The organism is Lysinibacillus sp. 10T31 (assembly GCF_056394365.1).
Genome location: NZ_JBFTHS010000020.1, coordinates 70007 through 91423 on the forward strand (window position 1 = coordinate 70007; position 21417 = coordinate 91423).

Annotated in this window: 22 protein-coding genes and 2 pseudogenes; 15 read left to right on the forward strand and 9 right to left on the reverse strand. The window is 33.8% G+C overall.

Annotated features, from left to right (window positions below; translation table 11 throughout):
• Window positions 1-84 precede the first annotated feature (84 nt).
• Window positions 85-495, reverse strand: coding sequence for a GNAT family N-acetyltransferase (locus AC1DCY_RS13260; protein ID WP_477350786.1), 411 nt, complete (start codon window positions 493-495; stop codon window positions 85-87).
• Window positions 496-940: 445 nt separating this feature from the next.
• On the opposite strand from AC1DCY_RS13260, the gene AC1DCY_RS13265 reads away from it, so the two are divergent.
• Window positions 941-1594, forward strand: coding sequence for a DUF2306 domain-containing protein (locus AC1DCY_RS13265; protein WP_477350787.1), 654 nt, complete (start codon window positions 941-943; stop codon window positions 1592-1594).
• Window positions 1595-1906: 312 nt separating this feature from the next.
• Here AC1DCY_RS13265 and AC1DCY_RS13270 read toward each other — a convergent pair whose 3' ends face one another.
• Both AC1DCY_RS13270 and AC1DCY_RS13275 read right to left on the reverse strand, forming a co-directional pair.
• Entirely contained in the window at window positions 1907-2110 is a 204-nt protein-coding gene (locus AC1DCY_RS13270) for a hypothetical protein (RefSeq protein WP_477350789.1), read from the reverse strand.
• 476 nt (window positions 2111-2586) lie between these two features.
• Window positions 2587-2733, reverse strand: coding sequence for a YjcZ family sporulation protein (locus tag AC1DCY_RS13275; RefSeq protein ID WP_370082137.1), 147 nt, complete (start codon window positions 2731-2733; stop codon window positions 2587-2589).
• 466 nt (window positions 2734-3199) lie between these two features.
• Here AC1DCY_RS13275 and AC1DCY_RS13280 point away from each other — a divergent pair, with 466 nt between their 5' ends.
• Both AC1DCY_RS13280 and gdh read left to right on the forward strand, forming a co-directional pair.
• Entirely contained in the window at window positions 3200-4057 is an 858-nt protein-coding gene (locus tag AC1DCY_RS13280) for a GRP family sugar transporter (RefSeq protein WP_477350791.1), read from the forward strand.
• Between the two features lie 15 nt (window positions 4058-4072).
• Complete coding sequence (gdh, locus tag AC1DCY_RS13285; protein ID WP_477350793.1) at window positions 4073-4858, forward strand: glucose 1-dehydrogenase; 786 nt, start codon at window positions 4073-4075, stop codon at window positions 4856-4858.
• 408 nt (window positions 4859-5266) lie between these two features.
• Here the strand turns inward: gdh and AC1DCY_RS13290 are convergent.
• A pseudogene (locus AC1DCY_RS13290) lies at window positions 5267-5619 on the reverse strand (VOC family protein).
• A gap of 272 nt (window positions 5620-5891) precedes the next feature.
• Between AC1DCY_RS13290 and AC1DCY_RS13295 the strand changes: the two are divergent.
• Window positions 5892-6365, forward strand: coding sequence for an N-acetyltransferase family protein (locus AC1DCY_RS13295; protein WP_477350795.1), 474 nt, complete (start codon window positions 5892-5894; stop codon window positions 6363-6365).
• Window positions 6366-6635: 270 nt separating this feature from the next.
• On the opposite strand, the gene yjcZ is transcribed toward AC1DCY_RS13295, so the two are convergent.
• On the reverse strand, window positions 6636-6761 hold the full coding sequence (gene yjcZ, locus AC1DCY_RS13300; RefSeq protein ID WP_460011924.1) for a sporulation protein YjcZ: 126 nt from the start codon (window positions 6759-6761) through the stop codon (window positions 6636-6638).
• Between the two features lie 797 nt (window positions 6762-7558).
• Here yjcZ and AC1DCY_RS13305 point away from each other — a divergent pair.
• Both AC1DCY_RS13305 and AC1DCY_RS13310 read left to right on the forward strand, forming a co-directional pair.
• Window positions 7559-8083 (forward strand): GNAT family N-acetyltransferase, encoded by a 525-nt coding sequence (locus tag AC1DCY_RS13305; RefSeq protein WP_477350797.1) that lies wholly within the window; start codon window positions 7559-7561, stop codon window positions 8081-8083.
• A 161-nt stretch (window positions 8084-8244) separates the two neighbouring features.
• A complete protein-coding gene (locus AC1DCY_RS13310; protein ID WP_477350799.1) occupies window positions 8245-8826 on the forward strand; it encodes a DJ-1/PfpI family protein in 582 nt (193 codons plus the stop codon).
• A 399-nt stretch (window positions 8827-9225) separates the two neighbouring features.
• Here the strand turns inward: AC1DCY_RS13310 and AC1DCY_RS13315 are convergent, their stop codons facing one another.
• Window positions 9226-9330 carry a YjcZ family sporulation protein gene (locus AC1DCY_RS13315; protein WP_477350801.1) on the reverse strand — a complete coding sequence of 35 codons (105 nt, stop codon included), beginning with the start codon at window positions 9328-9330 and terminating at the stop codon, window positions 9226-9228.
• 189 nt (window positions 9331-9519) lie between these two features.
• Here AC1DCY_RS13315 and AC1DCY_RS13320 point away from each other — a divergent pair, with 189 nt between their 5' ends.
• Together AC1DCY_RS13320 and AC1DCY_RS13325 are read left to right on the forward strand one after the other, a co-directional pair.
• Window positions 9520-9930: an NUDIX domain-containing protein gene (locus AC1DCY_RS13320; protein ID WP_477350803.1), complete on the forward strand. Its 411-nt coding sequence runs from the start codon at window positions 9520-9522 to the stop codon at window positions 9928-9930.
• Window positions 9931-10787: 857 nt separating this feature from the next.
• Window positions 10788-13877 carry a hybrid sensor histidine kinase/response regulator gene (locus AC1DCY_RS13325; protein ID WP_477350805.1) on the forward strand — a complete coding sequence of 1030 codons (3090 nt, stop codon included), beginning with the start codon at window positions 10788-10790 and terminating at the stop codon, window positions 13875-13877.
• 171 nt (window positions 13878-14048) lie between these two features.
• Here the strand turns inward: AC1DCY_RS13325 and AC1DCY_RS13330 are convergent, their stop codons facing one another.
• The gene (locus tag AC1DCY_RS13330; protein ID WP_477350807.1) at window positions 14049-14228 is read right to left on the reverse strand and encodes a hypothetical protein; all 180 of its coding nucleotides are present in this window, start codon (window positions 14226-14228) and stop codon (window positions 14049-14051) included.
• 135 nt (window positions 14229-14363) lie between these two features.
• Here AC1DCY_RS13330 and AC1DCY_RS13335 point away from each other — a divergent pair, with 135 nt between their 5' ends.
• Entirely contained in the window at window positions 14364-14855 is a 492-nt protein-coding gene (locus AC1DCY_RS13335) for a hypothetical protein (RefSeq protein WP_477350809.1), read from the forward strand.
• Between the two features lie 63 nt (window positions 14856-14918).
• Here AC1DCY_RS13335 and AC1DCY_RS13340 read toward each other — a convergent pair whose 3' ends face one another.
• Window positions 14919-15329 carry an Lrp/AsnC family transcriptional regulator gene (locus tag AC1DCY_RS13340; RefSeq protein ID WP_477350811.1) on the reverse strand — a complete coding sequence of 137 codons (411 nt, stop codon included), beginning with the start codon at window positions 15327-15329 and terminating at the stop codon, window positions 14919-14921.
• A gap of 116 nt (window positions 15330-15445) precedes the next feature.
• Between AC1DCY_RS13340 and AC1DCY_RS13345 the strand changes: the two genes are divergently transcribed.
• From AC1DCY_RS13345 to AC1DCY_RS13355, 3 genes are all read left to right on the forward strand, one after another.
• The gene (locus AC1DCY_RS13345; protein WP_477350813.1) at window positions 15446-16204 is read left to right on the forward strand and encodes an MBL fold metallo-hydrolase; all 759 of its coding nucleotides are present in this window, start codon (window positions 15446-15448) and stop codon (window positions 16202-16204) included.
• Between the two features lie 55 nt (window positions 16205-16259).
• Window positions 16260-17036, forward strand: a complete 777-nt coding sequence (locus tag AC1DCY_RS13350) for an alpha/beta fold hydrolase (RefSeq protein ID WP_477350815.1) — start codon at window positions 16260-16262, stop codon at window positions 17034-17036.
• Between the two features lie 304 nt (window positions 17037-17340).
• Entirely contained in the window at window positions 17341-17688 is a 348-nt protein-coding gene (locus tag AC1DCY_RS13355) for a YkgJ family cysteine cluster protein (protein ID WP_477350817.1), read from the forward strand.
• Between the two features lie 239 nt (window positions 17689-17927).
• Here the strand turns inward: AC1DCY_RS13355 and AC1DCY_RS13360 are convergent, their stop codons facing one another.
• The gene (locus tag AC1DCY_RS13360; RefSeq protein ID WP_477350819.1) at window positions 17928-18110 is read right to left on the reverse strand and encodes a GNAT family N-acetyltransferase; all 183 of its coding nucleotides are present in this window, start codon (window positions 18108-18110) and stop codon (window positions 17928-17930) included.
• 305 nt (window positions 18111-18415) lie between these two features.
• Between AC1DCY_RS13360 and AC1DCY_RS13365 the strand changes: the two genes are divergently transcribed.
• From AC1DCY_RS13365 to AC1DCY_RS13375, 3 genes and pseudogenes are all read left to right on the forward strand, one after another.
• Complete coding sequence (locus tag AC1DCY_RS13365) at window positions 18416-18586, forward strand: hypothetical protein (protein WP_477350821.1); 171 nt, start codon at window positions 18416-18418, stop codon at window positions 18584-18586.
• Window positions 18587-19574: 988 nt separating this feature from the next.
• The gene (gene trhO / locus AC1DCY_RS13370; RefSeq protein ID WP_477350823.1) at window positions 19575-20516 is read left to right on the forward strand and encodes an oxygen-dependent tRNA uridine(34) hydroxylase TrhO; all 942 of its coding nucleotides are present in this window, start codon (window positions 19575-19577) and stop codon (window positions 20514-20516) included.
• A gap of 418 nt (window positions 20517-20934) precedes the next feature.
• Window positions 20935-21417, forward strand: a pseudogene (locus AC1DCY_RS13375) (hypothetical protein); the annotation flags it as partial.

Below are 21417 nucleotides of genomic sequence, written 5' to 3' on the forward strand. Positions count from 1 at the left end.
TCATACACACAAGTCCTAAAATAGTGGATATATCAAAATTCATTTATTGTTTCATTGGAATAAACGTCTAACATTCACACACCATTAATTCATTTTTGCAAAAGCTACAAGTGTTCCTTTGTCACAAGATTGGAAGCCATTCTTTTCATAAAAATGACGGACATCAGGGGCTTCTTCTGTTAAAAGAACCTTTTGACGAACATCTTTATATTTTTCTAAAATATGATTCATCATATTAGTCGCGATGCCTCGATTTTGATGGCTATTCAATACTAAAATATCCTGTATATAAAGGATTGTAAGACCATCACCTACAACTCTTGTTAAACCAATTAATTGATCATTTTCCCATGCAGATAATACATAGATAGAGTTTAACAATGCTTGCTGTAACTGGTCTAAATTTTTTGTATATGCATACCATTCTACATCCTCATATAGTGCTTTTAAATCGTTCTTATCAATATACTTTTCTTCTTTATATACAATTGTCATTTTACTTCCTCCTCAAAATTTTATTTTGAAGAGTGTAAACGTAATTTATCCACTGCCTTATACCTCCTTTCAAACTACTTCCGCGTTCTTGAGTAATTAATGGAATTATACTAAAATTCTAAATATTTATCAACTCTACAATTCTTGTAACCTATGTGAACACTAATAAGACCCAATTTATGTGTCATATTGTAGGGGGAGAAGGCATGGCAATCTAAGAAATATCAAAAGATTCTATATGGTGCAAATTTCATTTAAAATATAAAACCTCTTACATACATCTTTTTACCACTTATTAGGTGGAAAAGTGAATGTGGTGAAATTAAATGTTACAGTAGGAGCAAGAAACTAAATACGTACAAATTAAACAGCATAAAGTAGTAAAAAATTCTTTTGTATAAAAGTAAAAATGTGAAAAAGAAACAAAATTTTAGGGGGTGGAAAAGTGTATAAAAAAACTTGGCTTATATTTATTTGTTTAGCAATTTTAATATCTAGTTATTCCGTTGTTCAATATTTTTTCATGGATGCGCATCAAGCAGGGTTCGTTAAATTGAAGCTTATGTTAAATTCAACATTGAGTTCTTTTTGGTACATAATACTTTATTTGCATATCGTATCTGGTATAGTTGCTTTAGTAATTGGCCCTTTTACATTATTCTCAAAGTTTAGAGAGAAAAATATTAATCGTCATCGTTTGTTGGGGAAAATTTATCTGATAGGCATTTTATTTGGAAGTGTTTCAGGGCTTTATTTAGCCTTTTATGCTACTGGAGGATTGATGTCTCAGTTGGGGTTTGGTTTCTTATCTATATTTTGGCTGATAACAGCATTTCAAGCTCTTACTAAAATTAAACATAAAAAAATTCTTGATCATCAAAAGTGGATGATAAGAAATTATTCTTTAACCTTTGCAGCTGTTACATTAAGAATTTGGCTAGTTTTGTTTACTGTTATATTTGGATTTGAACATTTTAATGTTAGTTACATTATAATTTCTTGGTTATGCTGGGTACCCAATTTAATCGTAGCAGAATGGTTGATACTTCGAAAACTTAACATTATGAAGCATCAGGGGAATGCGGATTTACAATTATAAAATAACAAACAACAATGGACTACTCGTGATGAGTAGTCCATTGTTGTTATATGCTCTCACTATTATAAACACAGACCGTCGTTTTAATTCTTTGTATAATCAGAAAACATCCATTGTGTTCTAGAACTAGATAATAAAATGAAAAAAAACAACTCATTTTATGCGTAATTAGAGTTGAATAATTAGTTGAATGGTGATTGTTCTTTTGTTTGTAGGTGTGAAGAGGAGGCAATTTGACTAGCTTATAGGCATTTGCGTAGACTGTTAATGCTTTTATAGCATAACCTATATCGATATCGAAAGGAGGAAAAATTATGCGATACGATTACGGGCATGGTGGTCATGGAGGACAACAAGGTGGGAGACATCCATATTACCCGGTTTCCCCAACTCATTATCCGACCCATCATTATCCAATGCATCATTACTACCCAATGCATTACTACCCAACACATACAACATATCCAACACATCATCGCCATCCGCACCACCACCACCATCAATATCCGAACCCACGCTACTACTAATATACCTATAAAAAAGAAACGACAATATCTTTATAAAGAGTCAGTCGTTCCAGTTCATATTTTTGTAGTGAACAAAAGGAATGCTTTGAAATAAATTAACAATATCCTGAAACGAGACTATTGTTCAGGTTTATATCTAGGGTCATCGGAGGAATATCTGGAGGTAGGGATAACTTAGTTTTCCCTATAAATGAGCATCAATGCGTGGTATTGAGTGTTGTTTATTTATAGTACGAAGCTAGTGTCAACGATACTTATGGATAGAAAATATAAATGTAAAGAATGAATAATTGTTGGCACTAGTTTATGATAAGATTTCATTTGATGTTTTGTTTGAAAATTTTAAAGAGGCTGAATCGAGGCGCATTATCTTATTACTTAGAAAAGGTCACTCTGTGGAAGTGACCTTGAATGAACTGATAATAGGCTATTTCCAATAGCTTAAAAAAATCTATCTTAAAAAGATTAATTTATGAAAGTAGCGCCGACAATAATTAAAAGAATGAACAGAACAACAATTAGAACAAATGTTGAACCGTTATTGCCACCTCCATAGCTATAACCTCCGTAGCAACAATTGTTGTAATTGCCATAGTTTCCGAAGCATCCCATAAAGAATTCCTCCTTTCTACATCTATAATATGTACCTTTATAGAAAATAGTGGAGGTATTTATCCAACAAAAAGTCCTTTAGAAATTAGAAACTCGAAAAATAATTTGAGAAATAAAAAAAGGGGCCACCATGGAAGTGACCCTTAGTAACAATTCAAGGCGGTGTAAGCTAAATAATAGCTTAATATATATTATGATGGGATAACTACTATTGTAGAGTGGATTGCCTTAGTAATGATTAAAAATTATAAAAGTTAAAATCTGCCTGCAATAACTGATTAAAAATATCGAGGACCAAGATAGCTTAATTGCCATCTTGGTTATTTTGCGTTACGAAAGCGAAAGTAAACTAAAAGTATAAAAAATTTCCCTTGGTGCATCATAAAAAAGTATGATGGATGTTTTATATCGAGTGACAGTTATCAGAATCAAATGAAGTATTTAGAGAGGTGAAAAGTTTAAAGAAATGGACATCATCTTAGCATTATTACCAGCTCTCTTTTGGGGAAGTATTGTATTATTTAACGTCAAGCTCGGTGGTGGGCCTTATAGTCAAGTACTTGGAACGACATTTGGTGCACTTATTTTCTCTATAGGTGTTTACTTCTTTGTTAAGCCTGAGTTAACACCTATAGTGATTGGAGTCGGAATTGTATCAGGTCTCTTTTGGGCATTAGGACAAGTAAATCAATTGAAAAGTATTGATTTAATAGGTGTTTCCAAAACTATGCCCATTTCGACAGGATTACAATTAGTATCGACAACTTTATTTGGAGTAATCGTGTTTCATGAATGGTCGACAACAATGTCGGTTATATTAGGTGTTCTTGCACTAATTAGTATTATTATTGGGATCGTTCTTACATCCCTGCCAAATCCAGAAGAGAAAAAAGAAGAACACGGAAGTAATTTGAAAAAAGGAATTTTAATTTTACTTGTTTCAACTTTTGGATATTTAGTTTATGTGGTGGTCATACGTTTATTCAATGTCAGTGGATGGTCTGCTTTATTGCCGCAAGCAATCGGGATGGTAATAGGTGGGGTTTTATTAACATTTAAGCATAAACCATTTAATAAATATGCGTTTCGTAATATTATCCCAGGATTAATCTGGGCCGCCGGAAATATGTTTTTATTTATATCTCAGCCACGTGTAGGAGTCGCAACAAGTTTTTCTCTTTCCCAAATGGGGATAGTCATCGCTACTTTAGGCGGAATTTTTATATTAGGAGAGAAAAAAACAAAACGGCAATTCATAGCAATTATCATTGGGATTGTTTTTATAGTCGCTGCTGGAATTATGTTAGGGATTGCGAAAAGATAAAAAGGAGGGCCTTGTATGTATTCAGATTTAGAAGGAAAAGTTGTTGTGATTACAGGTGCTGCAACGGGACTAGGTAAAGCAATGGGCATTCGTTTCTCAGCAGAAAAAGCGAAAGTAGTTATTAATTATCGTTCAAATGAAGCAGATGTAAATGCTGTTGTTGAAGAGGTTAAAAAAGCCGGTGGGGAGTGTATTGCTGTACAAGGTGATGTTACAGTTGAAGCGGATGTCATAAATCTCGTTAAGACCGCTGTAAAAGAGTTTGGGACTCTCGATGTAATGATAAATAATGCAGGTATTGAAAATCCAGTAGCTTCTCATGAAATGCCGTTAAGTGATTGGAATAGAGTAATCAATACAAATTTAACGGGTGCATTTTTAGGAAGTCGGGAAGCGATTAAATACTTCGTGGAGAACGATATTAAAGGTACTGTAATCAATATGTCCAGTGTTCACGAGAAAATCCCTTGGCCTTTGTTCATGCACTATGCCGCTAGTAAAGGGGGCATTAAATTAATGACTGAAACTTTAGCGTTAGAATATGCTCCAAAGGGAATTCGTGTAAATAATATCGGACCTGGAGCAATTAATACGCCTATAAATGCTGAAAAATTTGCAGATCCAGCAAAACGTGCAGATGTGGAAAGTATGGTTCCGATGGGGTATATCGGAAAACCAGAAGAAATCGCCGCAGTAGCAGTATGGCTTGCTTCATCGCAGGCTAGTTATGTAACAGGGATTACTCTATTTGCAGATGGTGGAATGACTTTATATCCTGAATTCCAAGCGGGTCGTGGATAAGAAATAGTGGTAGTTAATGACTAGGACTCATTTTATAATAATGAGTACCTGGTCTTTTTTGTATATTGTTAACAGTACCTCAAACAAATAGTGAGGTAATATTGATTTAATAAGAGGTGAAGAATTATGAATAATTCTTGGAATAAATTTAGATATTCTCCAATTTACGATAAGTTCTTTAATTCAGGAATTTTTTTAAAAACTCAAAAACAAATATTTCAATCCATACCATTCACTCACTAATCAACAAAAGATCCTGTTTGTCGGTGTAGGAACAGGAGCTGATTTAGAGTTAATTAATCACCATGACCTGGTACAGTTATGTAAATCTCAATTCATCTTAAAATGGGGGGAAATCCCATTAAAAGTGATTGGGATTTGAGAAAATGATTTATTCATACAACAAGTTTAACATTTGCAAACCATTAAATGGTTCCCATCAGGATCTTTGAAATTAAACCATTGGTTATGCTCAATTTCCGTTGTTAATTCGACATTCTTATCCTTCATATACTCATATGCTTGTTCTATATTAGTAGTATTAAAATGAAAAGGCGGGGTTTTGAATATATTTTCCTCTGAAAATAAATTTTGCTATCTAATACAATACTCGTGCCATTCATAGGTACTATATATAAATGACCGAATAATATCTCACCATCCGCTGGTAACCCTAATATGTCACAATACCAATTACGTGATTTTTCAATATTAATAACAGGAATAAAAATTGTTCCAACCTGATTTAATATGGGATTCATTGATTTTACCTCCAAATATGAATATTAGTAAATATAAGATTAATTCGCTAAAAATTTTATATCCCCTTGTATTATCACATTGAATTTTACTTTCGAATATTTATTATCTTTTCATGCCCAATTTTCTAATTTAAAAAATCTATGGAACAACTAGATTCATGAACAATTATCATTAAAAAGATGATATATAACTGGGATATCATTCCATTACTTCTTGTTTATCTGTATAATAGGGGGATATTATGGGGAATTGAAATGAGGGGGCTAGAGTGATGACAATCGAGGTTTTTATTGCAACAGAGGAAGATTATTTCGCTGTGAATGAGATTGTAAAAGAAGGGCATGAAGAGCATGTGATGGAGGAACCAACGATTTTTAAATGTGTCGAGTCTGTAATGCCCGAATCCTATTATAAAGACTTAATTGACAACGAAGAGAGTGACATTCTAGTGGCAAAGGAAGATGAAATTGTATTGGGTTTCGCAGTCATAAGTATTGAAGCATCTCCACCTTTCGACTCGCTTGTTCAAAGAAAATATGCTTACATACACGATTTTGGTGTAAAAGCAGACTTACAAAGAAAAGGAATTGGAAAAATGTTATTTAATGCTTGTATCACTTGGGCTAAAGAAAAGGAAGTTGACTCAGTCGAGTTAAATGTTTGGGAATTTAATGACAAAGCAATTGATTTTTATAAACATTTTAATATGAAAAGCGTCAGTAGAAAAATGAAATTAACCATTTAACGAGGTATCTTGATTGAAAGAAGCAAGATAATAAAATAATTTCCGAAAGAAGTAAAAAGTATTAAAAGGTGGAAAAGGATAGTTGAACAATCATCCAAATATATACAAACATGAAAAAGGACTTCCGTTATGGGTAATATTCATACACGCAAGCCCTAGAACGGAGCCAAATATAGCGTCTATTGTCCGCTAGCTCATTCTTTAATTTAACCTTTCATTAAAAACAAGTGTATAAGTAGCAGTCCTGAACATTTGGAATATTGGGGAATACTACACACCGCTCCATACTAAAGTTCTTAATAAATAAAACAAGCCAAGACCGGCAATTATCAAAAGAACGAATAAAACAATAGCAAAGGCAAAATTCGTGCCTGATCCATAACCTGAATAACTCAAAACAATTTCCTCCCTTCTAAAATTTAAAGCAGATTAGTTGTAGAAAGAAAAGGTTGTATTATTTTATAAAAAGCTGAAGCATTTCGCCACAACTTTTATCGTACATTCACTTTTTTTATCAGCTGAAGGCACTAAGAAGAAGGATTAATGGCGACATTCCACTTACAAAGCATGATTCACATAAAACGTATCCATTTCTACCTAGACCTCATTTTCTTGTTAAACATTTTGATAGTAACTTCCAACGCTGGATCCCACCTTATCTTTGCGCATATAAGTAAGCGCCACAATCAAAGACTGATAATTGAATTTTTGTCTAAAATAGCGCCCTATTAACAGCAAGAATTGAATCCGATGAGACTGGCAAGCATGGTATGTGCCTTTAGCAATACTAACTACAAAGCGGATATTTGAAGGTCCTGTGGCAAAAGGAATTGGGAGATACTGTCGTTTTCTCCAATGTTTTCATTTTGTAAATAGTTTATATCTTAAGCCATCAATATTCCAATACTATCGCATAATCTACTTGTTGATAAATTACTATTACAAACACATGAATTCAAATACATGATTTTTCTTTTTATCTTTATACTATGTAGTACTAAGTAATGAGTTCAGGGCAAATTACCTTATGTATGGGGATTTAACCCTATAAAATTGATAGGGAATTGTTTTCTCAGCCATGATGGCCATAGCGAAATTTATTGAATGTAATTATTTGAAAAATAAATAATGCAACTCTCACTCTTTTTATATAGAATCTAACATATACCTTATTTGGAAATGGAGTGAAGAATATGTTTCCTATTTTAGAAACTGAACGATTAGTGTTAAGAGAACTTACTGAACATGATGCTCAAGATGTTTTGAATTGCTTTTCAAATGCAGATGTTTTGCGCCATTACGGGCAGAATCCATTAACAAGTTTAGAGCAGGTTAAACAAATAATTAAAAATTTTTCTAAGAATTATGATGAAAAACGCGGTATTAAATGGGGAATTGCATTAAAAGGGCAAGAAGATATTATTGGTACAATTGGTTTTCAAGAGTGGTCCACTGAGCATAAAAGAGCTGACATCAGTTATGCACTTTTTCCCGAGAGCTGGGGAAAAGGATATGCAAAGGAAGCTGTTAAAAGAGTAATATCATTTGGCTTTCAAGAGATGAATTTAATGCGTATTGGAGCGATTGTTTTTACTGAAAATGATGCTTCAAACAAGCTGTTAACAAAATTAGGCTTTGAAAAAGAAGGGATATTAAAAAATTATATGCACCAAAACGGTGTTCCATATGATACTAATATTTTTTCTTTAATTAAGTAAAAAACATCATAAAAGGCCAAGACCAAGATTATTTAATTACTGTCTTGGTTTTTATCGTTAAAATGATGAAATAAAAGGGATTCTCATTAATAAATGTTGAATACCATATTATTCCTTTAAGTTGTTACAATAGAAATGTTTAAATATTGGAGGGGAAGGAAATGAAAATTGCAATTGTCTGTTTCGATAATTTCACAGATATAGATGTTTTTTTACCATGGGATTTATTAAATCGTGTACGGTTAGTTGGTAGTATTTCAGATTGGGATGTCCAACTATTGGGAACAGAAGAAACACATGTATCTATGTCAGGCTTACGAATACCTATGACAGGTAGCCTATCTGATATTCCTTCTGCTGATGCTGTAATATTTGCAAGCGGAAAGGGTGTTCAAGATTTATATCAAAATCAAGAATATCTTCATAAGATTCATTTAGATCCTAAAAGACAATTAATAGGCTCTATGTGTTCGGGTGCGCTACTACTAGGAGCAAAGAGTTTATTAACTGGTAAAAAAGCTACAACATATCCATCTGTAGTAGAGCAACTTAAAGAATTTGGTGTAGATGTTATTGAACAAAGTTTCGTCAACGAAGGAAATATTTCGACTGCTGCAGGATGTTATGCTGCGCAAGATTTAGTAGCTTGGATAATAAGAAATCTAGTTAATGAAAAAATGGTTGATATTGTACTAGAAACTGTTCAGCCAGTAGGTAAGGGTTTATATTTTCAAACCAAATGACTTGTGTGGTTACCCGTTTCAACAAACAACGACCTAGTTCTTAGATATGATAAAAGAATGAACCCAAATCATTTCAAAGCCGTATGGTATAGACAAAAAGACCAGGTTCTCAATTTATTTTGAGCTCCTGAACTTTTTGTTGTTAAGTGCTGTCTAGTTGTCGATACTCCCACATCAAAAGTGATTAACCCGCAACGGAAATCATCCTTAGTATGAGAAGGTAAAATATTATTAATCAACATGTTTTTGTCGTTAATTGTACATATTTATTTTTAGAAATCAAAAAAAAAAGGGTCACCGGAGGAAAGTGACCCTTAGTAATTAATTTAGAAGGTATGGGGTAAATTTATATTAATCTTGTAAAAATATGAGCAATAGAGATGTTGACGGTGTCGATTTTTAGTATTTAATGAAAGTAGCGCCAACGATAATCAAAAGAATGAATAGTACTACTATTAGTGCAAAAGCTGACCCTGTGCCGTAACCATCACCTGAATAGCTCATTAATAACTTCCTCCTTTCTACAATCTATAATACGGAACGCTGTAAAAAGGGGAGGAGGTAATCATCTAACTTAAAAAATAAAATTGCAATAAAGATAAAAGACTACTTTGATAAAAGTGTCCCTTAAATAAGGGGATAATACTATAAATAACTATATATGCACTATTATTAATAGGGGAGGAAATAAAAGTGGAAAAAGAGAGATTACCAAAAGTTGGCGTGGGAGCAGTTATCCTAGATAAGTCCAACAAAATTTTACTCGTTTTACGTAAAAAAGCACCTGAAGCCGGCTATTGGAGCTTACCTGGTGGCAAGGTTGACTACATGGAAACAATAGAAAACGCAATCATACGTGAAATTAAGGAAGAGCTTGGTGTGGACATCGAAATAACACAATTAGTATGTGTGACCAATCATATTATTCATTCAGAAGATACACATTATGTTGCACCTACTTTCGCTGCTCGGATTACAAATGGGGAAGTACAAAATAGGGAGCCACATGCTTTAGAGAAAGTGAAGTGGTTCTCAATAGATGAAATACCAGAAAACATAACAATGACCACCGATTATGCTTTGAAACAGTTGAAGCTAGTGTAATATGAGGAGGAAATATGGATTCAATTTTGTTTAATCTGGATGATACAATGCATGACTGTAAAAGCTGTTACAGATTGAACCGAACAATTGGATTAATATTGAGGAGCAGCTAACAGACATATTAGCTACTAATGCGGCTGTTATAATGTCGGTTTTGTTGCTTTATGAGGAGAAGGCAATAAAGATAAATTTAGTAAGTGCTTTTCATACAGGTATATTACTAACCCGGAAGATATATTAGCTGTTAATAAACTTTATAGCATTTGATAATGATTAAAATCACCAGGTACTCCAATTTGAGTTTTGGTGATTTTTCACTTTTTTTCAACAAATGTCTTTTGTGGCGAAAGCGTGGCGGCAGGTACAAGTGTTTTGGGAGCGAAAGAGAATCTTCAGCTACAAGTGTTTTATGTAACGTAAGTGAAACGGCAGTTACAAGTGTTTTATGTAACGTAAGTGAAACGGCAGTTACAAGTGTTTTATGTAACGTTTCCATGGAAACGTTAGGCTTCAATCTGTAAATCATAATCAAAGTGAACGGTTCTTTCTTCTAAAATCTCATGAACACCCTTTGCTTTAGTAATATGACAGTAAGTGTAGATCATATTTTTCAGCAATTATTGTATGGTATTGACTACTTAAAATCGGATTTGCCATGTAATCTTAAATTTCTTTTTTCTGTTATATAAAAGGTTGTTTAATATTAATACATTGTAAAATTTGGATTTTAGTGAAAGAATTAGATTTAAAAGTAACGGTAACTCTGTTAGGATAATATATCGAAGGAGGTGTACTTTGGCATAAGGATTTTGTATTATAACAGAAAAATACAATCTTCCTTTTGACAATTATTTTGAATGGGAAAGAAAAAAATTACTCTCATCATAAGCTTGTTTATTATATTTCTAACAGGCTCACGAATTTTATGGCTGCAGGTATTTAATAATACAGATCAACCACATGCCGTAAAAGGTCAAATGGATTTAAGAAATTGGAATTTTAATGACGGTCATGCTGTTACACTTGATGGAGAGTGGGAATTTTATCCTTATAAATGGTTGATTAGTGAAGAACAGCATTCAGAATCCTCGAAGAATGCTAAATACATACAGGTTCCTAAAGGGTGGAGTTCATCTTTACAAGAGGGAGAGATAACACCTTATGGTTACGGTACTTATCACTTAAAATTACTCGTTAATCCAGAAGACAATATAACATACAGTATTCGAGTTCCAAGTGTTCGAAGTTCTTCAGAAATATATGTAAATGGTAGGCAGTTGGTAAAATCAGGCCAAATAGGGGAAAGTGCAGAAAAAACAGTTGCCAAGAATATTCCGTATACTGCTTCTTTTGAAGCGAACGGTCACAAAGAAATCGACATTATTGTTCAGGCTTCAAACTTTAAGGACCCTCGCAACGGTGGAATTGTTCGCTCCATTAAATTTGGGAAAGAAGATATATTAGCTCGTGAAACTCAATTGTCGATAAATATGCAACAACTAGTAGCAGTTGTTTTTTTACTACATGCTATCTATTCCATTATTTTATTTTTTGTTGGAAACATGGAAGAAAGAAGATTACTTTACTTTTCACTGTTAGCGATTAACAGTATGATTTATTTCCTATTAGGAAGCGATGACAAATTATTATCTTATTGGTTTCCGATTAGTTACGACTGGGCCTTTAAAATAGTTCATCTTTCTATGGTCGGCATAGGCTTTTCAATGCTTCAATGCATAAAACATTGGTTACCTCAACATGTGAGAAAATATATTCGTTTGTTTAGTATTTTCTGTGGTATAGCATCATTGTTGACAATTGTGTTGACTACTCGCTATATAGTAATCAATCAAGGCATTTACATTATGATTTTAGGAATCCCGATCGTTATAACGATCCTAACAGTAACGCGAAAATCGATGAAAGAGATAGAAAGTAATATTTTTTTACTTCTTGCCATTTTAGCATTTGGTAATAACCTTATTTGGCATGGACTACTTCTTATTTTTGGAATCAAAGTAATTATGTATCCATTTGATCTTGTTATAACAGTAGCTTGTTTGGCTATTTTATGGTTTAAAGGATATGCTAAAGTCCATTCGGATACAAAAGAACTTGCTATTAAGCTCCAAAAAACAGTTAAGTTAAAGGATGAATTTCTTGCCAATACGTCTCATGAATTACGAAATCCACTTCATGGGATCCTTAACATTTCAAAAGCTGTTTTGGAAAGAGAAGATCGTGTGCTCAGTGACAAAAGTGTCAAGGATTTAGAAACAGTGCTGTCTGTCGGATGGCGTATGTCACTAATGTTAAATGATTTACTAGATGTTATGAGCTTAAAAGAAAATAATCCCAAACTAAACAGTAAAACATTTTCGATTCACCCAATTGTATCGGGTGTGTTAGATATGCTCTATGTTATGAGGGAAGGAAAGCAGATTCAGTTAATTAATCAAATCCCTGAAAATTTTCCAAAAGTAGTTGCTGATGAAAATAGAGTTATTCAAATTGTTTTCAATCTTCTTCATAATGCGGTGAAATACACGAACGAAGGTGAAGTGACAATATCAGGCCATGTGAAAAATGGAATGGCGGAAATTGTCATTTCGGATACTGGTATTGGTATTGATGAGGACACCATTCAACGTATTTTTGAACCTTATGAGCAGGGTACCCTTAGTAAGGCGATGATTGAAGGTGGATTTGGGCTAGGGCTTAGTATTAGTAAACGTTTGGTTGAACTACATGGGGGAACTTTACAGGCAAATTCAATCGTAGGAAAAGGTTCTGAATTTACTTTTACCTTACCTATATCAGACTTACCTGATGAGCAAAATGCTACAGAACACGAGGCTCTGCTATCAAGTGCGAAGGAAGAATCAGCAGTAGCGACTTCTACAAATCCATTCGATGATCAAACTGTAAACCATTCAATCATTGAAGCAAATCGACCTAGAGTTTTGGTCGTCGATGATGATCCAGTGAACTTAAGAGTGATCGAAACAATACTTTCAATAGAAAAATACGACTTAGTAACGGTTACAAGTGGTAGTAAAGCACTCGAAAAATTAGAGTCTCATGAGTGGGATTTGGTCATTTCAGACGTGATGATGCCAAATATGTCTGGCTACGAATTAGTACGTGCAATTCGTCAGCAATTTTCAATAACAGAACTTCCTGTGTTACTTCTTACGGCAAGAAGTCAGACTCAAGACATTGAGAATGGATTTTTATCTGGTGCTAATGATTACGTCACGAAGCCTGTGGATGCTTTAGAATTAAGGTCTAGAGCGAAGGCTCTAACCGACGTTAAACAATCTGCACAAGAAAGACTTCGAATGGAGGCAGCTTGGCTTCAGGCACAAATACAGCCCCATTTCCTATTCAACACATTAAATGCCATAATTACGTTAAGCGACATTGATATCGAGCGTACTAGTAAGCTACTTGAAGCACTGAGTGATTTTTTAAGGGAGTCATTTAAGTTCCAAAATATTGATGAACTTGTTCCAATTGAGGATGAGTTAAATCTTGTTCGATCCTATCTATATATTCATAAGGAACGTTTCGGGGAGCGGATAAATGTCACGTGGGATTCGGAAGTTTCGACAGACGTCATGATCCCATCACTGACCATCCAACCATTGATTGAAAATGCTTTAAAACATGGAATTTTGCCCCGTGAAAATGGCGGAAATATTCATATTCGCATTGTAGATTACGACACGTATATTGAGATAACTGTGTCGGATGATGGTATTGGCATGGATGACACGACGATGGAACGTTTACTTGTAAGAAAATCGGAGACATCAACTGGAATTGGATTGCTTAATACAGATCTTCGTTTAAAACAACATTACGGTAAGGGACTTCACATTAAAAGTAAACCAAACCAAGGGACAGCAATATCGTTTGTTGTTCTTAAAAAGAAAGAAAAATGAAAGCAATGTAAGCGTGAGTTGGTGGTAAAATAAGATTATTTAATATGAGCTGTACCCCATTTTTTGGAGGTGCAGTTTTTTATATAAATTTGATCATAACATGTAATGGAATGTATTTGAAAGTACACAATAAAGAACAGATAACCTTAATTAGTTATCTGTCCTCTTCAATCATTTTGTAAACGGATCTTCCGCTTCATATAGATAGCTTTTCTCAAGATTTTCTTTTGTTTCAGCATTGACGGTCTTTTCTTTTGCTTCCGCTTGTTCACTAGCTGGAGCTTCGTCATGAGAAGAACAAGCAGTTATTAAGAATGCTGCCATTGCTCCGATATATAAGAATTTTTTCATTGCTATAACCTCCGTTATTGATTAGATACGTTTTAGAGTGTGCAATTACTCTTAGAATATAACGGAAATGACAATGATAAATTTTGTAACAAAAAATGAAATATCATCGTTAAACAATAAAAAGGGGAATTCGACGTGAAAAGAATTATAGGTTTCATCACATTATGTGGATTGGTATTAGTAGGTTGCTCACATAAAGAATCCGACGCCATAATTCAACAGGATAATAGTACCGGACTAGTTGGAGAAGCTCTAGCAAAAGAAAATGAGTGGCAAGAAAGTGAGTATTTTACATCTGAAAAATTAAGCTTCATTGGTGAACCGCAATTATTAGGATTTACGCATAGTGAAGAAGAAAAAATAGTGGTTAGCCAAACAGGAAAATATGGCTGGCATTTTTGGGGAGAGAGCGTTAAATCAGGAGACTTCCTTCGCGTCAAGGGAACTCACCAATTGACAGGTAAAGAAGTGGAATTGGTTTCAAATGCTAAGTTCCTTGGACCGAATAGCGGGGCAGATAACCATGCTCCAACAAATATGACTTTCCCAACAAGCGGCATGTGGAAGCTTGATGCCTATATTGATGGTAAGTTATTTGGTAGTGTTTATGTGAAAGTGGAAAATTAAAAATTGTATGACAACAATCAGAATTGATACCAGGCTAAACTATGAAGAGAGCCTGGTATCTCATTATTTACTAATGACAATAGACAATTTATAGTTTGCGTGCTTATTTAAATCGACTAAAAATTGATCTAATACTTCGTTTGACGGAAACCTGCATTCAAGAAGATAGCAACTATCTCCACTGATTTTAAAGTTATTAACAATAAATTGCTGTTGTGTTTTTAAAAACGACAGATAAGGTTCATGGTACGGACTTTTTGTATAAATATTAATAAATGCATGGACATTGCTACCTAATTTTATATGATTCACATTGATTGTATAGCTTTCAATAGCCCCATTATCTTCAAGTCTTTTCACCCTCGTTGACGCCGCTTGCCCAGTCAAATGAACCTTCTCACCCAATTCCTTCATCGTAATACGACTGTTCTTAGAAAGCTCATCTAGTATACGCAGATCCGTACTATCTAACATGTAGTAACTCCTTTCATTATTCAAGTCAAATTGCTAAAAGACTTGATTTTAGCTATGTAATTACTATTTGGACATAGTATAAACTAAATGTAATGTAAAGAAAAGGAGCTATAAATATGAAAATTCAACAAATTCGTAATGCCACTTTAGTAATCGAATATGCAGGGAAAAGGTTTTTAATTGACCCAGTTTTAGCAAATAAAGGTGCATATCCTCCCGTTCAAAATTCGGTGAGACAGGATCAAAATAACCCATTAGTTGAATTACCAACAGCCATCGACAATCTCATTAATGTCGATGCTGTAATCGTAACTCATTTACATTTAGATCATTTTGATGAAGTTGCTAAAGAGGTACTACCGAAAGATCTTAAAATGTTTGTGCAAAATGAAGAGGATGCCAATGACGTTAAAAAAGCTGGCTTTTTCAATGTCGAAGTTTTACAAGAAAATACAGTTTATAAAGGTATTCAATTAATCAAAACAGAAGGTCAACATGGCAGGGGAGAAATATTAAAATTTATTGGTCAAGTATGTGGTGTTGTCTTTAACCATCCAAATGAGAAAAAATTATATATCGCCGGAGATACTGTATGGTATGAAGGAGTTCAAGAAGTGCTCGAAAATAATCATCCAGAAATTATTGTCGTTAATGGGGGAGACAATCAATTTTTAGAGGGAGGCTCTCTCATAATGGGGAAGGACGATATTTTTGAAGTATACAAAGCTGCTTCAAACGCAAAAATTATCGTGAGTCATATGGAAGCGGTCAATCATTGGACATTATCAAGAGAGGATTTAAGAAACTTTATCAATGAAAAAGGAATTGTTACTCATGTATTCGTACCGGAAGATGGGGAAGAGTATACATTTTAAATAAAATGGTTTAAAAATTAGCCAAATCCTGTAAAATTAATGCAGGAGGGAACTAATGAAGCATTCAATTTATACTAGTGAAAAAGGTAGATTGGAAATTTTAAATCACTATGAGCAGTATTTAAATTCTCTTGATTTTGAAGTTGAAAGAGCTTTTGTGGATACATCCATCGGAAAAACACATGTGCTTATGGCGGGTCCAAAAGAAGGAAAGCCATTGTTTATTTTTCAAGGTGGGAATTGCATTAATCCGATGACATTATCCTGGTTTAAGCCGTTAATAAAAAAATATAGAATATATGCGCCTGACACGATTGGTCACCCAGGATATAGTGAGCAAAAGAGAATTTCAGCTAAGGATTTTAGCTTTGCGCAATGGATAGTTGAATTGATGGATTATTTTAATATTAAGAAATGTGCTTTCTTAGGACCATCGTATGGAGCGGGTATCATTTTAAGGCTCGCTGCTTATATGCCAGATAGGATTGATTGTGCAACGCTTGTATCCCCAGCTGGATTAAAATTTGGCTCCAAAATGGAGATGATTCAACATATCTTAATCCCTTTGCTACTGTTTAAAAATTCTTCGTCAGCCAAATATCTTGAGCAAATAGCTGATAGAATGTCTGCTAATTGCATGAAAGATTTTGATCGGCAGATTATTGGAGATATTTTTCGTTACGTAAAATTAGAACAAGAAATGCCGAAACTAACAGGTAGAAAAGAATTAAAAAATTACATTTCTCCTACATTAATTATCGCTGGAGAAAAGGATATTTTCTTTCCAGAAAAGAAAATCAAAAAAGAGCTGAACAAGTCATACCAAATATAACTATTTTTCAATCATTTAATATGGGACATTTCCCTTCAGATGATTATTTAGAAAAAATAAATAATGTGATCATTGATATTTTAAATAAATATTATTATGCTAAATACTAGTAATTGTGTAGATTGTTTCATTGACAAAATAATTCATTTGTGCTATAATTTGCAATTATTAATTTTAAGTGTAAAATAGGATTCTCCTGGCCAGGAGAGTCCTATTTTTTTTGCTTTAATTGAATTACTGAACTAGAGAATTTAAATCAAAAAACGAATTATATCACTTGCTTTTTCTAGGAGATGATTGTTTTATGGAAGAATTACCTTGTAAAGGCTGTAGAGGGATGTGTTGTGGGCCTGTTCCAATTACAGAACAAGAGTTAAAGAAAATAAAAAAGAAAATCAAAGCGATGCCTAAAAAAACGAGCCTAGATTTAAAAAATCAACAACGTTTTTATGGAACTTGTATTTTTTATGACGAAATAAATGATCGGTGTGGAATTCATTCGGTACGTCCGTCTATTTGCCGAGCTTTTGGTTATTATAATAATCTTGTATGTTTCCGTAAACCAAAAGTGGCCGTTGGAAAAAACTATATTGCTAACGAGCTTCCGATTGGTATTTTAAGTATTGATTTTACGTGGAAAGACTTTATGTAATGGACTTTAGAGGTTATAAGTAAAAGAGAGGAAGTTTACATTTTGACCTAATATAAAAGAGCCTGCTTTTTTCAATGCAGGCTCTAATAATAATACATATCTTTAAAGTTCTAATCGCAAAGTACGGCTCGTTTCATTAAATCCATGTTTGTCATACAAGTTAATAGCGCCAATATTTTCTGCTAAAACGCTTAACTCCAAGTAATCTAATTTGCGCTCTTCTGCCCTTTTTTTGCCTCTCATAGCAATAGTGAACCAATGCCTTTACTTTGGTATTGGCCTCCAACAATTACATCCATAATATAGGCATAATTATGCTGGACGATACAAGAATAAGGAGGAGTAGCTAATTCTTGAATTAGTAAAAATCCGGTAATGTTGTTATCTAATTCAGCAACAAAAATGTCAGATTTTTCTTCCAAAATGATGTTTTTAAGAAACTCTACATCCTGTTTTTGCAGGTGATATGTATTTAGGATGTAGTTTGGACATTTCTAAAAACAGTTCTTCATATAATATTTCTATTTGTGGGATTCTTTTTTAATGGAGCAATTTTAATATTCATGCTCTACCTCCATTCGAAATTCGTACCATTTATTTTGCTATTTTGTGTTATTTATACAAATAATCCGCAATCCGAATAAAAAACTCACAGTATAAACCACATAGGATATCCAATACTAAAGCTGTTTTAAAATAATCAGTATGAGACAGGAGGATTTTATTAGTGAGATTTTTAACATTGGGAATTATAGGCGCGGCGGCTATTTTTGGTGTAATGAAACGCTTTGGGTTAAATGATGCACAACAAATGTCACAGTCTTCTCAGCAAGGCACGACACCAGTGCAATTAGTAGCAAACAGTAATCCACTTACCGCAAATACACCAAAACAGTAAATAGAAATTGAAAACAATTCAGCTTATAGACTTTTGACTTGTTAAAGGTCTATAAGCTTATACATAAAAACTGCACTTTAGCGTTATAAGCAAATACTTTCTTATTTTTTTACAAAAGTATTCAGAAATATGTATAGTGATGATAAATACAATGTTGAAATGATGGCTAGAAATGATTAATTATGGTTTATCCTTAATTCTTTTTAATTCGCCCATTTGCTCATTATCGATTAGAAGATAACATATCTTTTCAATTTATATATTCTATATTTTCAATAAGCCTTTAGCTGGTATCAAAGATAAAATCCGGTCGCATAGTTTATATGTGCAGAAGACCAGCGCGATGTGTATCTGCACGAAGTTGAAGCGGTCAACGGAGAGGATTCCAGCGTCATCAATTTTAGGTGTGGGAGAAAATGGAAGTTTACTAATGTTCTATTTTCTTATTGTATTTCCTAATTCAATTTATTTTATCGAAGAAGAAGACGTTATTGTAATATTCGAAAGAGAGGGTGAAGAATTGCATCTTTTCGATGTTATTAGTCGCACTAAAATTGATATAGAAGAGGTTTTAAGTTTTTAAGTTACATTACATCCTCAGAAATAAAAAGAATTATTTTTCACTTAATCCCTGATTGTAAAGATGCAGAATCTGAAGTAATAGACGTTGAGGACGATATTTTGTTTATTCGACCGATGATAAAATTCGGAACAGAACGACCTTTATTTCCATTAACATCACATTCATAAGGTTAGATAAAATTAGAGCTAGAAAGGCTTATGTCCCACAATCGGGCCAGATTGTGGAATAACACTTCTTTATAAAAAAGGTCCGCTGACCACTTCACAAATTCTTTAAAAACAATATATATCCCCATTTCAGTCTAATTACCGATAGCATTTTAAATGATTATCCTATATGGTTAATAAGTCGTAAAAGACACTATCAGGAATATCCTGCAAATATTGAAATGATAGGTGAAAAACAATGAATTATCAAGTTTTATTATATTACCATTACACGAAGATTGAAGATCCAGCTGCGTTTTCGGCAACGCACTTAGCTATGTGTAAAGAGATCGGTTTAAAAGGTCGTATTTTAGTAGCTAATGAGGGCATTAACGGTACTGTTTCAGGTACGGTTGAGCAAACAGAGCAATACATGGCAAACATGCAAGTAGACTCATTATTTGAAGGCATTGTCTTCAAAATTGATGCGGTAGATGGCCATGCATTCAAAAAAATGCACGTACGCCCACGTCGTGAGTTAGTAAACTTAGGCTTAGAAGAAGACGTAAACCCACATGAATTAACAGGTCGCTACCTGTCACCAGAACAATTCCTTGCTGAAATGCAAGATGAAAATACAGTCGTATTAGATGTGCGTAACACGTATGAATACGATGTCGGCCATTTTCGTGGCGCGATTCGACCAGATGTACTAAACTTCCGTGATACACCGGAATGGGTACGTGCAAACCGCGAGCTATTCGAAGGGAAAAATGTTTTAACATATTGCACGGGTGGGATTCGTTGTGAGAAGTTTTCGGGCTGGATGAAACGTGAAGGATTTGGCGATGTCGGTCAATTACATGGCGGTGTTGCAACATACGGAAAAGACCCTGTTGCGAAAGGCAAATTATGGGACGGTCAAATGTACGTATTTGATGAGCGTTTAACGGTGCCAATCAATCAAGTAGAGCATGTGATTATCGGTCGCGATCACTATGACGGTGTACCTTGTGAACGTTACATTAACTGTGCAAACCCTGAATGTAACAAGCAAATCATCGCATCTGAAGAAAATGAAGCAAAGCATTTAGGTGGCTGTACAATCGAATGTACAAAGCATGCGCGCAACCGCTACATCGTGCGTCACAATTTAACAGAAGAGCAAGTAGCTCAAACAATTGAGGCGTTACAAGCATAAGCATGAAAAGTTGTCTAAACATAAATAACGTCACTAAATATCTTTCATAACCTCAACCCAACTATATAGAGGTAATTAAAACACTGAATGTAAGTGTTCAAACTATCCATGTCAAAATTGGACTAGTCTGCTCGCTTACATAGGGTGTTTTTTCTTTTGTAAGGAAAAAGTAAATGACTAAATCATAGGATGAAGAGGGTAATAGATCTGAGGCTGTTTAAAATAAAAGGTATTCAAAAAAAGTGTAAGAGGATTTAGTTAGTGCAAGCTCGCAAAGTGGTTTTCGCTGAATTAATATGGTTAATTTGATAAAAGGTGGAATTTTTTTATTGTTTCTCCTTATAATATAATATACGCTATATAAGCGTGTGTTTTTATACTACTAGATTTTTTGTAAGTAAAAGTGTGGGGTGGTTAATTGAATTTTATTACTTGGTCAATTATTGCAGCAGAAATTGGTTTTTGGATTGTTATAATACTCGGTCTAACTTTACGTTATGTATTTAACTTTAAAAAAATGGGATCGTTCTTTTTACTTCTAACACCCGTGATTGATTTGTTTCTGTTAATCGTAACTGCTATGGATCTATTAAAGGGTGGAAATGCAACTGAGTCTCACGCAATTGCGCTATCTATTTAGGTGTGTCGATTGCTTTTGGAAAGAGTATCGTTCGTTGGGCTGATGAAAGGTTCTTATACTACATAAAAAAAGAGGGAACAAAACCTGAAAAAAAGACTGGTTTCGCATATGCTCGTAATTCTTTGAAAGGGTCTTTTCAGCATTTATTTGCATATATCATCGGAGCAGGATTTTTATTAATATTGATATACCTAGTAAATGATGCGGACCGTAGCTCTAAACTTTTTGAAACACTAAAAGTATGGTCTTTAGTACTGGGAA

What these genes read in the sequence shown, in the direction of transcription:
- AC1DCY_RS13260 (WP_477350786.1), bottom strand. Translation starts at nt 495, where the DNA reads ATGACAATTGTATATAAAGAAGAAAAGTATATTGATAAGAACGATTTA.
- AC1DCY_RS13275 (WP_370082137.1), bottom strand. Translation starts at nt 2,733, where the DNA reads ATGGGATGCTTCGGAAACTATGGCAATTACAACAATTGTTGCTACGGA.
- AC1DCY_RS13280 (WP_477350791.1), top strand. Translation starts at nt 3,200, where the DNA reads ATGGACATCATCTTAGCATTATTACCAGCTCTCTTTTGGGGAAGTATT.
- gdh (WP_477350793.1), top strand. Translation starts at nt 4,073, where the DNA reads ATGTATTCAGATTTAGAAGGAAAAGTTGTTGTGATTACAGGTGCTGCA.
- AC1DCY_RS13295 (WP_477350795.1), top strand. Translation starts at nt 5,892, where the DNA reads ATGACAATCGAGGTTTTTATTGCAACAGAGGAAGATTATTTCGCTGTG.
- AC1DCY_RS13305 (WP_477350797.1), top strand. Translation starts at nt 7,559, where the DNA reads ATGTTTCCTATTTTAGAAACTGAACGATTAGTGTTAAGAGAACTTACT.
- AC1DCY_RS13310 (WP_477350799.1), top strand. Translation starts at nt 8,245, where the DNA reads ATGAAAATTGCAATTGTCTGTTTCGATAATTTCACAGATATAGATGTT.
- AC1DCY_RS13315 (WP_477350801.1), bottom strand. Translation starts at nt 9,330, where the DNA reads ATGAGCTATTCAGGTGATGGTTACGGCACAGGGTCAGCTTTTGCACTA.
- AC1DCY_RS13325 (WP_477350805.1), top strand. Translation starts at nt 10,788, where the DNA reads ATGGGAAAGAAAAAAATTACTCTCATCATAAGCTTGTTTATTATATTT.
- AC1DCY_RS13330 (WP_477350807.1), bottom strand. Translation starts at nt 14,228, where the DNA reads ATGAAAAAATTCTTATATATCGGAGCAATGGCAGCATTCTTAATAACT.
- AC1DCY_RS13340 (WP_477350811.1), bottom strand. Translation starts at nt 15,329, where the DNA reads ATGTTAGATAGTACGGATCTGCGTATACTAGATGAGCTTTCTAAGAAC.
- AC1DCY_RS13345 (WP_477350813.1), top strand. Translation starts at nt 15,446, where the DNA reads ATGAAAATTCAACAAATTCGTAATGCCACTTTAGTAATCGAATATGCA.
- AC1DCY_RS13350 (WP_477350815.1), top strand. Translation starts at nt 16,260, where the DNA reads ATGAAGCATTCAATTTATACTAGTGAAAAAGGTAGATTGGAAATTTTA.
- AC1DCY_RS13355 (WP_477350817.1), top strand. Translation starts at nt 17,341, where the DNA reads ATGGAAGAATTACCTTGTAAAGGCTGTAGAGGGATGTGTTGTGGGCCT.
- trhO (WP_477350823.1), top strand. Translation starts at nt 19,575, where the DNA reads ATGAATTATCAAGTTTTATTATATTACCATTACACGAAGATTGAAGAT.